Origin of the sequence: Mammaliicoccus sp. I-M35 (assembly GCF_022386455.1) — a bacterium.
In the GTDB taxonomy this organism is placed as follows: Bacteria; Bacillota; Bacilli; order Staphylococcales; family Staphylococcaceae; genus Mammaliicoccus; species Mammaliicoccus sciuri_A.
In genome coordinates this window covers 56,584-70,911 of record NZ_JAJNIL010000006.1, presented here as the reverse complement: position 1 = coordinate 70,911, position 14,328 = coordinate 56,584, and the positions used below count along the sequence as shown (strand labels likewise).

12 protein-coding genes are annotated in these 14,328 nt (G+C 31.1%); 5 read left to right on the top strand and 7 right to left on the bottom strand.

From position 1 onward, the window contains the following. Window positions 1-138 precede the first annotated feature (138 nt). On the top strand, window positions 139-1,611 hold the full coding sequence (locus tag LQ679_RS08105) for an ATP-binding protein (protein ID WP_204167915.1): 1,473 nt from the start codon (window positions 139-141) through the stop codon (window positions 1,609-1,611). A gap of 36 nt (window positions 1,612-1,647) precedes the next feature. On the opposite strand, the gene LQ679_RS08100 is transcribed toward LQ679_RS08105, so the two are convergent. From LQ679_RS08100 to LQ679_RS08075, 6 genes are all read right to left on the bottom strand, one after another. Then, window positions 1,648-3,000 carry a TrkH family potassium uptake protein gene (locus LQ679_RS08100; RefSeq protein WP_037588901.1) on the bottom strand — a complete coding sequence of 451 codons (1,353 nt, stop codon included), beginning with the start codon at window positions 2,998-3,000 and terminating at the stop codon, window positions 1,648-1,650. A 17-nt stretch (window positions 3,001-3,017) separates the two neighbouring features. Then, a complete protein-coding gene (locus LQ679_RS08095; protein WP_037588900.1) occupies window positions 3,018-4,703 on the bottom strand; it encodes a S1C family serine protease in 1,686 nt (561 codons plus the stop codon). A gap of 212 nt (window positions 4,704-4,915) precedes the next feature. Then, the gene (locus tag LQ679_RS08090) at window positions 4,916-5,737 is read right to left on the bottom strand and encodes a TerC family protein (protein WP_037588899.1); all 822 of its coding nucleotides are present in this window, start codon (window positions 5,735-5,737) and stop codon (window positions 4,916-4,918) included. A 218-nt stretch (window positions 5,738-5,955) separates the two neighbouring features. After that, window positions 5,956-7,518, bottom strand: a complete 1,563-nt coding sequence (locus tag LQ679_RS08085; RefSeq protein ID WP_037588898.1) for a peptide chain release factor 3 — start codon at window positions 7,516-7,518, stop codon at window positions 5,956-5,958. 13 nt (window positions 7,519-7,531) lie between these two features. Next, entirely contained in the window at window positions 7,532-7,771 is a 240-nt protein-coding gene (locus LQ679_RS08080; protein ID WP_025905650.1) for a YueH family protein, read from the bottom strand. Beyond that, entirely contained in the window at window positions 7,761-9,245 is a 1,485-nt protein-coding gene (locus LQ679_RS08075) for a UDP-N-acetylmuramoyl-L-alanyl-D-glutamate--L-lysine ligase (protein ID WP_239762394.1), read from the bottom strand. Before LQ679_RS08075 ends, LQ679_RS08080 begins: the two co-directional genes overlap by 11 nt. Window positions 9,246-9,372: 127 nt before the next feature. On the opposite strand from LQ679_RS08075, the gene LQ679_RS08070 reads away from it, so the two are divergent. From LQ679_RS08070 to ltaA, 4 genes are all read left to right on the top strand, one after another. Continuing rightward, the gene (locus LQ679_RS08070) at window positions 9,373-10,095 is read left to right on the top strand and encodes an ABC transporter ATP-binding protein (RefSeq protein WP_239762380.1); all 723 of its coding nucleotides are present in this window, start codon (window positions 9,373-9,375) and stop codon (window positions 10,093-10,095) included. Continuing rightward, window positions 10,088-11,221 carry an ABC transporter permease gene (locus LQ679_RS08065; RefSeq protein ID WP_239762379.1) on the top strand — a complete coding sequence of 378 codons (1,134 nt, stop codon included), beginning with the start codon at window positions 10,088-10,090 and terminating at the stop codon, window positions 11,219-11,221. The genes LQ679_RS08070 and LQ679_RS08065 overlap by 8 nt, the downstream gene beginning before the upstream one ends. A gap of 170 nt (window positions 11,222-11,391) precedes the next feature. Further along, the gene (locus LQ679_RS08060) at window positions 11,392-12,567 is read left to right on the top strand and encodes a diglucosyl diacylglycerol synthase (RefSeq protein WP_037588893.1); all 1,176 of its coding nucleotides are present in this window, start codon (window positions 11,392-11,394) and stop codon (window positions 12,565-12,567) included. Beyond that, window positions 12,545-13,741, top strand: a complete 1,197-nt coding sequence (ltaA, locus tag LQ679_RS08055) for a lipoteichoic acid biosynthesis MFS flippase LtaA (protein ID WP_025905655.1) — start codon at window positions 12,545-12,547, stop codon at window positions 13,739-13,741. Before LQ679_RS08060 ends, ltaA begins: the two co-directional genes overlap by 23 nt. Window positions 13,742-13,810: 69 nt before the next feature. Here the strand turns inward: ltaA and LQ679_RS08050 are convergent, their stop codons facing one another. After that, window positions 13,811-14,317, bottom strand: a complete 507-nt coding sequence (locus LQ679_RS08050) for a YjcG family protein (RefSeq protein ID WP_037588891.1) — start codon at window positions 14,315-14,317, stop codon at window positions 13,811-13,813. Between the last annotated feature and the right edge of the window lie 11 nt (window positions 14,318-14,328).

Below are 14,328 nucleotides of genomic sequence, written 5' to 3'. Positions count from 1 at the left end.
TTTTTATTTATTTTACCATTTTTAAATACTGTTAGGGCAGTTTACGACCATTTGGATAGAAAATTTATTTAATATGTATTGGCAATAATTGTTAATCATAATATACTCTATTAGTAAACAATAAACTTGGAGGCAATAATGAAATCATTTAATAAATTAATCATCATTAATTTTGCTATCGCTTTAGTCATTTCATTAACTATCGGTTTTATTATAAATAAAAATTATACAAATAGAGTGAATCAAAGATTAGAAACGACAAAAGAAATTGTAAACTTAAAAATTAATACATTTATAAACGAATCAAATAGCATCTCTGAATCTTTAACGACTATTTTATCTAACAGCCGCAATGAAAAATTTATTAATCAATTTTTAGAAGATAATCACATTAGATATACATGGATTGATCATATTTATATTTTGAATGACAAGAAAGAAATCGTCTATGACTCAAAAGGGGCTGATTATACCTCTCTTAAAGATTTTAACAAATATAAATTTCATTTTCCTTTTACAGCTAATTCAAGTTTAAGTAGTGAAAATATTTCATTAAAAAATGCCAATACATTGTTATTAACGAATCATTTAAAAGTTCAAAACAAAGACTACATTGTCGCATCAGAAATAAATATGTCTTCTTTTAAAAATGAAGTTAATTTAATTTCTCAACGATATCATATTCAAGTCAATGGTATCGATGGAACTGAAATCTATCAAGTTGGAAAAGAATATAAACATTCTAAATCTATAAATTATATGTATGATCAATTACCTATTTCATTAACAATTAGCGGACAGTATAATTTTATAACGCGTATTATTTTACCGATTCTTTTAATATTTTTAGTGGTATTTTTATTATTATCTATTGTGACACTTATATTTAAAAATAGATCCGAACGATTAGAACATGAAAAAGTAATCGAACAAGCTAATAATGAAAAGCTTAGATTAATTGGTACACTCGCTGCTAATACAGCACACGAAATTAAAAATCCACTTACAAGCATTAATGGATTTATTGAACTAACGAGAATGAAATATGATAAAGATAAACAAGATCATCACTTTAATATCATTTCAGAAGAACTAGATAGAATTAACAATATCGTTACTCAATTTTTATTTTTAGGAAAGCCAACTAATCTTGCCTATTCAAATGTCGACATTAATCAATCTATCAAAGAAGTTTCTCAGTTTTTGAAATATGAACTTGAACAACATAACATTAAAATTGCTTTAACATTGCCAGATACCCCTATCTTTGCATTTATTTCAGAAGATCAATTAAAACAAATTCTCATCAATCTTATTCAAAATGCTAAAGATGCTTTAATAGATGTTGAACAACCAGAAATTGAAATTCAATTACAACATACACATGCAAACCAAGTAACGATTATATTTAAAGATAACGGTGTCGGTATGTCTAAAGAGACACAACAAAAGATATTCGATCCTTTCTTTACAACGAAAGAATCTGGTAGTGGACTCGGTTTATATTTAAGTAAGAAACTCATTGAAGATTGGGAAGGCGAAATTAGCGTATTTACAAATATGACTAAAGGTACTACGTTTATAATCACCATACCAACTATTAAGCCATAAGAAAAAGCAAGCGGCCCAGCCGCTTGCTTTTTATATTTAGCCTATTTGTATACGTTCTTTAGGATAATGGAATTTATCAGGTGTTGATTTTCCACCTAACATGACGACGAAACATAATAGACCTACCCGACCTATAAACATCAACATCATGATGACGATTTTAGATCCTAATTGTAAGCCATCTGTAATCCCCATTGATAATCCACATGTCCCGAACGCTGACATCGTTTCAAAGAATATAGATAACAAATCATGTTTACCATCTTCAAATCGAACAACAGATAACACACCTACAAACGTAATCGCTAATGCAAGTGAAATAACTGCAAATGATCTTTGTATATCAATTGGATGTATTTCTCTATTGAAAGCTTTAATAGTTGTTCGACCATTACTAAAGTTCACTAAGTATAAGACAAGTATTGTAAATGTTGTTGTTCTTATACCACCACCTACTGAACTAGGTGAAGATCCTATAAACATTAATCCACCTAAGAAGAAGTTGGTCGCTTCAGTAAAATGACTTAAATCTATAGTTGAAAGTCCAGCACTTCTTGTAGATGATGATTGGAACATTGCATAGAATAAAGCTTTATGCCACGAAACATCTTTAAATGCATTTGAAAACTCAAATAAATAAATCACGATTGTTCCTAATAAAAATAAAAATAAATATGTCGCACTCGCAATTTTAGTGAATAGCGAGAATCTAAAGTTTGGAATTGTATTTTTCATGTATGTTTTGACTTCAATTAATACAGGGAAGCCGATTGCACCTAACATAATAAGTAACATAATGATTGTTTGAACGAAATAATCATTCGCATAAGGCGCTAATGATTCGCCTGTAATATCAAGCCCACCGTTTGTAGTTGCTGAAATAGATGCAAAGATACCGTGATGGATTGCTTCTTTCACCGATCCAATATCTTTATAGAAGTAAAATGATAACAATATCGCACCAATAACTTCAATCATTAATATTGTTCTCACAATATCTAATATTAACTTCACAACACCATTCATTGCGTTTGAATTACTATCTAACATGATTAATTGGCGTTCACGTAAACCGATATGTTTACCTAAAATGACCCATAGTAATGTACCAATAGCCATTACACCTATACCACCAATATTAAGTATAATCAGGATAATAGCTTGTCCAAATATGGTGAACGTATCTTCAATTGTAACAGGTGTTAACCCCGTTACACTGACACCAGATACAGCAACAAATAATGTATCGACTGGTGCAATTTTAACACCAGGTTTAACAACATAAGGTAAATTTAATAATAAAAAGGCGACAATAATTGCGCCCAAATAATATAATACAATACCTTGTTGTGGAGTCATTTTTTGAAAAAAGTATTTTATAATGGACACAAATTGTCACCTCTATTTTATTTCAATGTTAATTTTTTCGTAATTTCTTTTCCATCTCGGATAAGCTTCAAGTTAACACTGTCGCCTTTTTTATGATTATTATATAACTCTTTTCTAAATTCAAGATTATTTTCAATTTTTGTATCGTTAATACCAACGATTACATCATTAAATTTAACGCCAGCTTTATCTGCGTTACCGTCTTTTGTAACACCTGTAATTGCCATTCCTGATTTATATTTATCAGGTAAAGATATTTGTGACTTTTCGCTATCACTCATTTTAGAATAGTTTTGAGCCATAATACCTAATTCTGGACGTTCAATTTTACCATTTTTCTCTAATTTATTAATGTAATCAGTAGCGTCATTTGATGGAATTGCAAACGCCATACCTTCTACATTAGGCATATCGATTTTCAATGATACAATACCGATTAAATTACCTTGTGAGTCTAATACAGGACCACCTGAGTTACCAGGGTTGACTGCAGCATCTGTTTGAATAGCTTTAATTTCCCAATCATACTCGTCATCGCCATTAAAATCAACAGGAACTTTTCTGTCTAGCCCAGAAACAACACCTGTAGAAATACTATTTTGGAATTCAGCGCCTAACGGACTACCTATGACGATAGCTGTTTCACCTAAAATTAAATTGTCTGAGTCCTCAAATTTAATAGGTTTAAAATCTTCAGTTTTTTCGATTGGAATCGTTAAGACTGCAATATCAGACCATTGATCTGATCCTAATACTTTACCATCATACTTTTTACCATTTGCTGCTGTAATAATTGGTTTCTTATCACTTGATACAACATGTGCATTTGTTACTATGTATGCTTTTTTATTTTCAACTTTGTAAACGACGCCTGAACCGACGCCGCTATTTTCTTCTTTTTCCTTCGCTGAAGATTCTTTCTTACTAGATACATCTGAATCTTCATGAGATACACCTACTACTGAGTTTTTAGATTTCTCTACAGCTTCCATAACATTCGTAATAGGCTTTTGGAATCCTTTTTGAGATTGTTTTTCTTCAATCGATTTTCTACTTTCGTTAGGAGGATTTACATTTTGGAATATACTCCACACTAAAATAAATATTAATATGATTGCTAAAATAATTGCAATGATTGGCCAATGCTTTTCTATTTTAGTTAAAAATGTATTGAGAAAACTATTTTTATTTTGAGATTTTTGTTCTACTTTTTCATCATGTCTTGCACCGAGCTGTTTATTTGTTTCAAAGTCATTGTCTTTAGAAAAGTCTTTATCTGTTTCTGCCTGTTTTTGTTCACTTACTTTTTCATATTTAATCTCTTCAGGTTTTTCCTCTGAGTTTATTATGCTATCTTTTTTGTTTGTTTGAATTTCATCGTTATGTAATACATCATCTTGTTCACTATGTTCTTGATGTGTTTCAGCAAGTCGGTCATCATCTAAATCAATTGTTGGATGTGATTTGGATTCTTCTTCCTGTTTTTTAATTTCTTCTTTCGTTAATTTTTCAATACGTGCTTTTTGCATATTTTCCTTAACACGTAATTCGTTTTTCTTTTGAAGTTCTCGTTCATTAGCTTTTTTTATTTCATATTCTTTTTTCTCTTGTTCGATTCTTTTTTCACGTTCTTCGTTATGAAAAAATTCACGTCGCTGTCTCTTATATTCATTTCTAGGAATGACATGCTTTTTTCGTGACATTTATTGCCCTCCTCAATCTAAACACTTAATGTATCTATTATGCCATATAATACTAAATTTATTAACATAAAACCATTGTAATTCTCAATATTATACACCTATTTTTACATATATTTACGAATTCATTCAATATGGATTATTCAATTAAAAAAAGATAAAAAAACACCCACAAAGTCAACAATAAACTTTGTGAGTGTTTTGCTTAATAAATATTAATTTGTTGTCTTTTTATTATTACGTACTGAAGTGATCCAGCCAATAATAACGAGTAATAATAATACTGACCAGAATATAGATTGCCATAGTATGCCATGAGGGAAATCATGTGGTAATACACCAATTTCATCATGTGCCAATACGATAACAAACAGTTTAATACCTACCCAACCTACAATACCAAATGCTGCTGCTTCTAAGTTTGGATATTTATTTAATAATTCTACAAAGTATGTTGCTGCAAATCGCATAATAATAACACCAATCATACCACCGACAAACATAACACCGAATTGACCAGCGTCCATTCCACCAAAGTGTATACCCATTGCTGGTAATGTCACTGCGATAGCAAATGCTGCTAACATTGAATCAATCGCAAATGCGATATCTGCAAATTCTACTTTGAGTACAGTCAACCAGAAATTCTTTTTCAATTTATGATGACCATGTCCATCTGAAGGAAATTCTGATTCAGGGAAATCATCTTGAGCTTCTACGTCATCTGGTGTCTTGAGCTCTTCACCTTTATGTTTTCTAAAGTCTATCAAATTCTTAATGGACATATAAATTAAGTACAATGCCCCTGCTGCTTGAATTGGCCAGAAGTTAGCTAAGAAACTAATTAAGAATAATGATAAGAAACGAAATACAAATGCACCTAATAATCCATAGAATAATGCTTTTTTCCTTAAATCTTCTGGTAAATGTTTGACCATTACGGCCATAACAACTGCATTATCAGCTGCTAATAATCCTTCAAGAAAAATTAAAACAATCAATACCCAGCCGTAACTAATTAACAAACTCGGATCCATCTATTCACACTCCATTCTTTTTTATAAAAAACAAAAGAGACCATGCCTAATAAAAGGCAAAGGTCTCACTTAACATTTATATGATGTCCATATTACCGGAAACTTGCGCTTCGTAATGACGATAATATGCTAGAATTTTTAAGTTCTAAAGTTACTCCCCTTCGACAAAGTCGTAGGTCTATTTAGTTTTACTTAGTCATTATACAATGTTTTGTTCATTATAACAAACTAAATAATTTAATTTCTGGGAATTTATCTTCAAACCATCTTGTTGCAAATTCATTTTCAAATAAGAATACATATTGATCAAAGCGGTCTTTTACTAAAATAGATCGACTTGAATTCATATTGTCTGTAATATCTTTTTCATTTTCAATCCATCTTGCTATTTTCTTACCGACTTGTTCCATAACAACATCAACATTATATTCATTTTTCATACGATGCTCGAATACTTCAAATTGTAATTGTCCAACTGCACCTAATATGATTTGATTCGTGTGCAACGTTTTATAAAGTTGAATCGCACCTTCTTGAACTAATTGTTCAATCCCTTTATGGAAATGCTTTTGTTTCATAACATTTTTAGCGCTAACTTTCATAAATATTTCAGGCGTAAATTGTGGTAATGATTCAAAATGGAATTTCTGATTTCCACCTACAAGTGTGTCACCTATTTGATAATTTCCAGTGTCATATAACCCAATAATATCACCACTAACTGCATGGTTTACAGTTTGTGTATCATCAGCCATAAATGAAGTTGAACGCGTAATTTTTTGTTTTTTCTTATTACGTTGAAGTGTAACATCCATACCTCTTTCGAATGCACCACTCACAACTCTCATAAATGCGATTCTATCTCTATGTCTTGGATCCATATTTGCTTGTATTTTAAAGATAAATCCTGAGAAGTCTGGATCGAACGGATCTACAACATCACCTTCTTCAGTCTTGCGTCCACTTGGCATTGGTGCATAATCAACATACGCATTTAGGAAGTTTTGTACACCGAAATTCGCTAATGCTGAACCGAAGAATACTGGTGTTAACTCTCCAGCTAACAATAATTCTTCATCAAATTGCTCACCGACTTCATCAACAAGCATTAACTCATCAATTGCTTGAGCAAATTGTGAATCATTTTTGATTGGATGATCTTCTTCTAATTCATAGTCATCATTTAAATGTAAAATATTCTCTTCATCTCTGAATGGTTCAATTGTTTTATCGGATCTATCAATAATTCCGAAGAAATTTTGTCCCATTCCAATTGGCCAGTTCATAGGATAAGTTTCTATTTCTAATGTTTTCTCAATTTCTTCTAAAAGTTCAAAAGGTTCTTTACCCATTCTGTCTAATTTGTTGATAAATGTAAAAATAGGAATACCTCTCATTTTACATACTTTAAACAATTTCAATGTTTGTGGTTCGATACCTTTCGCACAGTCAATTACCATTACGGCACTGTCTACAGCCATTAATGTTCTATACGTATCTTCTGAAAAGTCTTCGTGTCCTGGTGTATCTAATATATTAATATTGTAATGATCATAATCAAATTGCATAACTGAACTTGTAACAGATATACCACGTTCTTGTTCCACTTTCATCCAGTCACTTGTCGCAAACTTCCCTGTCTTTTTACCTTTAACGGTACCTGCTTGTCTAATCGCACCACCAAAAAGTAATAATTTTTCCGTTAATGTTGTTTTACCAGCATCTGGGTGGGATATAATCGCAAATGTCTTTCTACTTTCTACTTCTTGTTTAATCGTCACAATTCATTTCTCCTTATAATTCGGATGTCCATTGGCTAATTCTATTTGCTAATTCATTTGCTTCATCTTCATCAAGCACATTAAACAAATGCAAGTACAAATGCTCAATTAAAGATTCTCCGTATAAATCGTAATCTACTTCAATAGACCAAAATAAATCCGGAATTGAAATCACAAAATATTCTTCTTTTTTATTTTCATATATATAAACTTTACAATTTAAGTTTTGCGAATGACTTTCTCTAATCTTCACTTGACTTTCCTCCATACTTTTCATATGCTGCCTCTAAACCGATTAAATCATCTCTATGAGGCACTTTGATATGTCCAGGCATGATTTGATATGGTTCTCTACCTTTAGATGCGAGTACAACTGTATCCCCTGGCTCAGAAATTTCTATTGCATGTTTAATGCCCTCTGCTCTATCTTCAAATTCTAAATAATTATTATGTGTCGCTCCTTTAGCTAATTCTGCTGTTAACATTTTCGGATCATCATTTGCAGGATTATCTGGTGTGAATATCACATAATCTGCTCGACAACTTATTTTACCCATTTCTGGTGTTTTTGTTAAGTCTCTTTCTCCGGCCATACCAACTAAGAATATTAATTTTTGTTTTACAAATGGTTTTACAGCATCTATTAATTTATCCATTCCGTCTGGCGTATGTGCATAATCAATAATTAAATCTATTGGTAAGTTTCTATCTAATACTTCTAAACGTCCTTCAACTGCAGGCATATTTTCAACAGCTTCAGTTATGTCGTTTAAGTCATAACCTTGTGCCCACAAACTTATAATGCTCGCTAATAAATTAAGGACATTAAATTTACCTAAATAAGGTGATTGTACTTTGTAAGAACCAAATGGTGTTTCAAGTGTAAAACGAACACCGCTGATAGATTCTTCTATATCTTTAGCCATAAAGTCTGCTTCGTTATCTATACCATATGTAAATATTTCGAATGGTGTTACAGGTATTAATTCTTTTATATATGGATCATCTGCATTCAATATGACATATTTATCTTTTCTGTAGTCTTGACCTAATTGACTAAATAATAATGACTTTGCATGTCCGTAAGCTTCCATCGTACCATGAAAATCTAAATGATCTTGTGTTAAATTTGAAAAAATAGCGATATCAAATTCTAAACCGCGAAGTCTACCGATAACTAATCCGTGACTTGAAACTTCAAATGTCATACTCTCACATTCTTTATCAACCGCTTCAACGATATGTTTCGTTAAAGTAACGGTTTCTGGAGTCGTATTAACACCTTTTGTAACTGTTTCATTAATTTGAAAACCGTTCGTTCCTAAATAAGCACTATTTTTTCCTAAACCTCTCGTTAAATGATGAATCATTGTCGCAATTGTTGTCTTACCATTTGTGCCAGTTACACCAATTGTCGTTAATTTTTGACTAGGAAAATCAAATAATACATGACTAAAGATACTTGCCACTTTCAATGTATCCTTAACCACAATTAATAATACGTCATCATTTAATTCTACGTAACGGTCACTCACAATGACGCTACATCCTTGCTCTATTACATTCGGTATAAATTTATGACTATCTACTGTATAACCTTTTGATGCCACAAATATAGAGCCTTCTTGAGCATTTCTTGAATCTGTCGTAATATCATGAACTTCTTGGTCAATTTGACCGTAAGTTTGTTTAATTTTTATTTTATTTAATAACGTTTTAACATTCATCGTTATTGCTCCTTTATTTTCAATAGGTCTATTATACACTTTCTTAAGTTGATTTTATAGCTTAGACTATAACTATAAACAATTATAAAATGAGTGAGCGTTTACTTTTAAATAAAGGGGTGCTTTTATGATTAATATTCAATCCATTACAAAATCTTATGGAAAAGCAGTTATTTTAAAAGATGTAACAACTCAATTTGAACCTGGTTTAATAACTGGTTTAATTGGCCCATCAGGTGCAGGAAAGACGACTTTGATTAAATGTATTTTAGGCATGACAACTATGGATTCCGGTACAATTTCGATCAACGGCAATCGTATACCTAATAGAGAAATTTTAAGATCTATTGGTTATATGTCTCAAAGTGATGCATTATTTGATGATTTAACCACTGTTGAAAATTTAAGATTCTTTGCGAAATTATATATTCATAAAGCACATAAATTGGATATCAACGAACAAATAGAACGCACGCTGGAAATTGTCAACTTATCACATGAAAAACATAAAAAAGTTAAGGCATTTTCTGGAGGTATGAAACGTAGATTATCTCTTGCAATTAGTATGATTCAAAATCCAGACATATTGATTTTAGATGAGCCAACAGTTGGCATCGATCCTAGATTAAGAAAATCGATATGGAATGATTTGTTTCAATTTAGAGATGAAGGCAAGACCATTCTGATCACAACACATGTATTAGATGAAGCTGATAAATGTGATCGATTATTACTAATGAGAGAAGGCCAAATTATTTCTTATGGTACGCCAAATGAAATTAAATCATCATATAATGTAAAAACGATTGAAGATGTCTTCTTAGCGTTAGGAGATGGTGCAGATGATTAATATTGCCACGCGTATTTTAAAACAAGTTATTAGAGATAAACGTACCCTTATGCTCTTACTCGTTGCACCGTTATTAATAATGACGTTGATTTATTTTTTATTTAATTATTCAGATGAGTCAACTGATCTAAAAGTGGGTACATATCAAGTAAACGATCAAATCATTTCAAGTCTCAAAAAACAAGATATTAACATTCAAAAGTATTCAAATCAACAAGATTTAAAACATAAATTTAAAGAGGATCATTTAGATGGTTTTCTATCATTAAACGATAACAAACTAGATGTAACTTACGAAAATACTGACCCAAGCAAAACGAGTCAATTAAAGTTAACCATCAATAAATTAGTCATCATGCAAAGTACAAAACAGTTGTCATCTGTTGTTAATCAACAAGGGAAAATCATTCAGTCCATAACTCAACAACTGCCAGCAGCCGAAAAGTCTCAAGTTTCGGCTAAATACCCAACTCATATAACTAAACTAGATGCCAAAGAACATTATTTACATGGTGATAAAGATACAAATTATTTTGATACAATAAGTCCTATTTTAATCGCATTTTTCGTATTCTTCTTTACATTCTTAATTTCAGGTATTTCATTACTCAAAGAAAGAACATCTGGAACTTTAGAAAGAACTTTATCATCACCTATTAAAAAACATGAAATAATTTTAGGTTATATAGTTGGTTATGGTACATTTGCCATCATACAAACAACTTTGATTGTTTTATATGCTATTTATGTATTACAAATGGTTACAGAAGGCAACATATTATTAGTATTTATTACGAATGTACTCGTGTCATTTATAGCACTTACACTTGGTTTATTGTTATCGACATTCGCATCATCAGAATTTCAAATGATTCAATTTATTCCTTTAGTTGTGATTCCTCAAGTCTTTTTTGCAGGCATCATACCAGTGGAAAGCATGCATAAAGTACTCGTATATATCGCACATATCATGCCACTATACTATGCAGGTGATACCATTCAAAATGTTATGTTAAGAGGCTATCACTTATCAGATATTTATATAAATTGGATCATACTATTAGGTATATTCTTATTACTGTTAGTATTAAATATGATTGGTATGAATCGATACAGAAAAGTTTAACTATATCTCATGCATAATGACGTATAATTTGTTAAATATCTCCAACTAAAACATTGATATAGTATAAAGTTTTTATATTAATTTTGTAATTATATGCAATATCTTTTCACAAAATAGCGAAAATGCGTTAAACTATCATAGAAATTAAATACAAATACGGAGTGTGGCTAATGGTTTCTCAAAACAAAAAATTATTGATTATTACAGGTTCTTTTGGTAATGGTCATTTACAAGTTACGAATAGTATTGTGAAACAATTTGGTGAAATGAATTTAAATCATTTAACTGTTATTGAGCATGATTTATTTTTGGAAGCACACCCTATTATGACTTCAATTGCGAAACAATGGTATATAAACAGCTTTAAGTATTTCAGAAATATGTATAAGTTCTTCTACTATAGTAGACCTGAACAAATTGATAAATGTTTCTATAAATACTATGGGTTAAACAAATTATTGAATTTACTTATAAAAGAAAAGCCTGATTTGATTTTGTTAACTTTTCCGACACCGGTCGTATCAGTTTTAACGGAACAATTCAATTTAAATATACCTATCGCTACAGTTATGACGGACTATCGTTTACACAAGAACTGGGTAACACCACACTCAAATAGATACTACGTTGCTACGAAAGATTTGAAAAAAGAAATTGAATCTATCGGTGTAGAAAGCGATGCAATCAAAGTAACAGGCATACCTATATCGAAACAATTTGAGCAACCAATCGATCGATATCATTGGTTAACGAAACATAAATTAGATCCAGATAAGAAAGTCATTTTAATGTCTGCTGGTGCTTTCGGTGTATCAACAGGTTTCTCAACGATGATTAGTAAAATAGATATGTACGCTAAAGATGCTCAAGTTGTCATGATTTGTGGTAACAGTAAAAGCTTGAAAAATGAACTTAGACATCATTTTAAAGATAATGATAATGTGTTGATACTCGGTTATACGAAACACATGAATGAATGGATGGCATCAAGCCAACTTATGATTACTAAACCAGGTGGTATCACTATTTCTGAAGCATTCTCAAGACATCTACCATTGATATTCTTAAATCCAGCACCTGGACAAGAGTTAGAAAACGCTGAGTATTTCTCACAAAAAGGATACGGTAAAATAGCACACACACCAGAAGAAGCGACTAAACTTGTTATTTCACTTATGAACCAACCATCAAGACTAAAAGAAATGACACAATTACTTGAAGAAAACTATATTGAAAAATCAACAGAAAATATTTGCAAAGACTTACTTTCATTATTAAGTGATTCACTTTCTTATAATGAAGTTTATGGAAAGGTTCCTATGTATGCCAAATACTTCATCAGATAAAACATTTCACAAAAAAGATTTTCGGTTAATGCTCATCATATTATTTATGATGGAATTTGCGAGAGGAATGTACATTTTAAGTTATTTACCAATTCTACCAACAACCACTGCTAAAGTGACTGTTGGTATTACTTCTTTAGCGATTTCTTTACATTTCATCAGTGATGCGTTAACCAATTTCGTAATAGGTTTTCTTCTAAAACGATTTGGTCCAACTGTTATTTTAACGTGTGGATTTATATTAGCTTTTTCAAGTTTAGCACTCATTATTTTTATACCGTCACCTATCGTATTTATTTTAAGTGCTATATTATTAGGTATCGCGGTCAGTCCAATTTGGGTCATTATGTTATCTAGTGTAGACGAAGCTTCTAGAGGTAAACAAATGGGATACGTTTATTTCAGTTGGTTAGTTGGTTTATTATCAGGTATGATCTTTATGAACTTACTATTTAAACTACATCCTACTCGATTTACATTTATGATGGCGCTATGTGTACTCATCGCATGGATATTATTCTATTTCGTTAAAGTACAATTAACAAACTATGAAAGTAAATCTGTTAAAAAACAACTACGCGAAATCGTACAAGTTACAAGAAGACATTTATTACTATTTCCAGGTATCTTTTTACAAGGATCTGCAATAGGTATGTTGGTCCCTATATTGCCAACATACGCAACAAAGCATATGGGTGTTACGACATTAGAATATACACTTCTACTTATTGTTGGCGGTATTGGATGTACTATTTCGATGTTATTCTTTTCTAAATTGATGGATAAACATTCTAAAGCATTTACACACCTTATCATTTTTGTAGGATTTTTAGCATATAGCTCATTCATATTTGGCTTAACGGTCTTAACACAATTATTTATCGTTCTATTGATCGCTCTACTCATTGGTACGATTTATGGATTACTCTTACCAGCATGGAATACATTTATGGCTGGTCAAATTCATAACAAAGTACAAGAAGAAACATGGGGTGTCTTCAATAGTGTTCAAGGATTTGGAACAATGATTGGCCCAGTATTAGGCGGCTTAATATCTGAAGTATTTAGAGACGTGTATTATACAATTTATGCTTCAAGTATTATGTTCTTATTCTTAGCATTATTCTATGGCACATTCTTTATCATTAATTATAGAAAAAGAAAATCAGCATAAAATAAAAGGAAGCAGAAGGTATTAAATCCATACCTTCTGCTTCCTTATTTATATGAAATAAATTTCAATTTATCCTAGTGTATATGAAGCTTCTTCAGACCATGTTTCGTCGTCATTTTGCTTCATAAGTTTAATTGTATCAATTGTTTCTGAATGATCTATACCAGCCATTCTTACTTGGCCATAAATATCTTCGAATTCTTGGCTTGAAAGGCCTTGTGCGATTGTAAAGTGTGGTACGAATGGATGTGTACTTTCACCATAGAATGCTTCATTATTAAATTTACTAAATAAAGATTCTAATTCATCCGTTTTAGTCACTTTAAAATAAATAACATTTTTAGTAGGTGCAAAGCTTGATGCTTTAGACACTTGGATATTTAATGGTTCAAATGCTTTAGCTGTTGCCTCTAATTGTGATTTCACTTCATTTAGTTTACTATCTTCAATTTCAAATTTCTCTTTAATTGTAATATGTGGTGCAATTAACGCATAGTGTTTGTCATATCTTTTACGATAAGCATTCACTTGTTCTTGGAATGGTTTAGACGGAATAAGTACGATGCCTAATTTCATAATGATACTTC

What these genes read in the sequence shown, in the direction of transcription:
- LQ679_RS08105 (WP_204167915.1), top strand. Translation starts at nt 139, where the DNA reads ATGAAATCATTTAATAAATTAATCATCATTAATTTTGCTATCGCTTTA.
- LQ679_RS08095 (WP_037588900.1), bottom strand. Translation starts at nt 4,703, where the DNA reads ATGTCACGAAAAAAGCATGTCATTCCTAGAAATGAATATAAGAGACAG.
- LQ679_RS08090 (WP_037588899.1), bottom strand. Translation starts at nt 5,737, where the DNA reads ATGGATCCGAGTTTGTTAATTAGTTACGGCTGGGTATTGATTGTTTTA.
- LQ679_RS08075 (WP_239762394.1), bottom strand. Translation starts at nt 9,245, where the DNA reads ATGAATGTTAAAACGTTATTAAATAAAATAAAAATTAAACAAACTTAC.
- LQ679_RS08070 (WP_239762380.1), top strand. Translation starts at nt 9,373, where the DNA reads ATGATTAATATTCAATCCATTACAAAATCTTATGGAAAAGCAGTTATT.
- LQ679_RS08065 (WP_239762379.1), top strand. Translation starts at nt 10,088, where the DNA reads ATGATTAATATTGCCACGCGTATTTTAAAACAAGTTATTAGAGATAAA.
- LQ679_RS08060 (WP_037588893.1), top strand. Translation starts at nt 11,392, where the DNA reads ATGGTTTCTCAAAACAAAAAATTATTGATTATTACAGGTTCTTTTGGT.
- ltaA (WP_025905655.1), top strand. Translation starts at nt 12,545, where the DNA reads ATGCCAAATACTTCATCAGATAAAACATTTCACAAAAAAGATTTTCGG.
- LQ679_RS08050 (WP_037588891.1), bottom strand. Translation starts at nt 14,317, where the DNA reads ATGAAATTAGGCATCGTACTTATTCCGTCTAAACCATTCCAAGAACAA.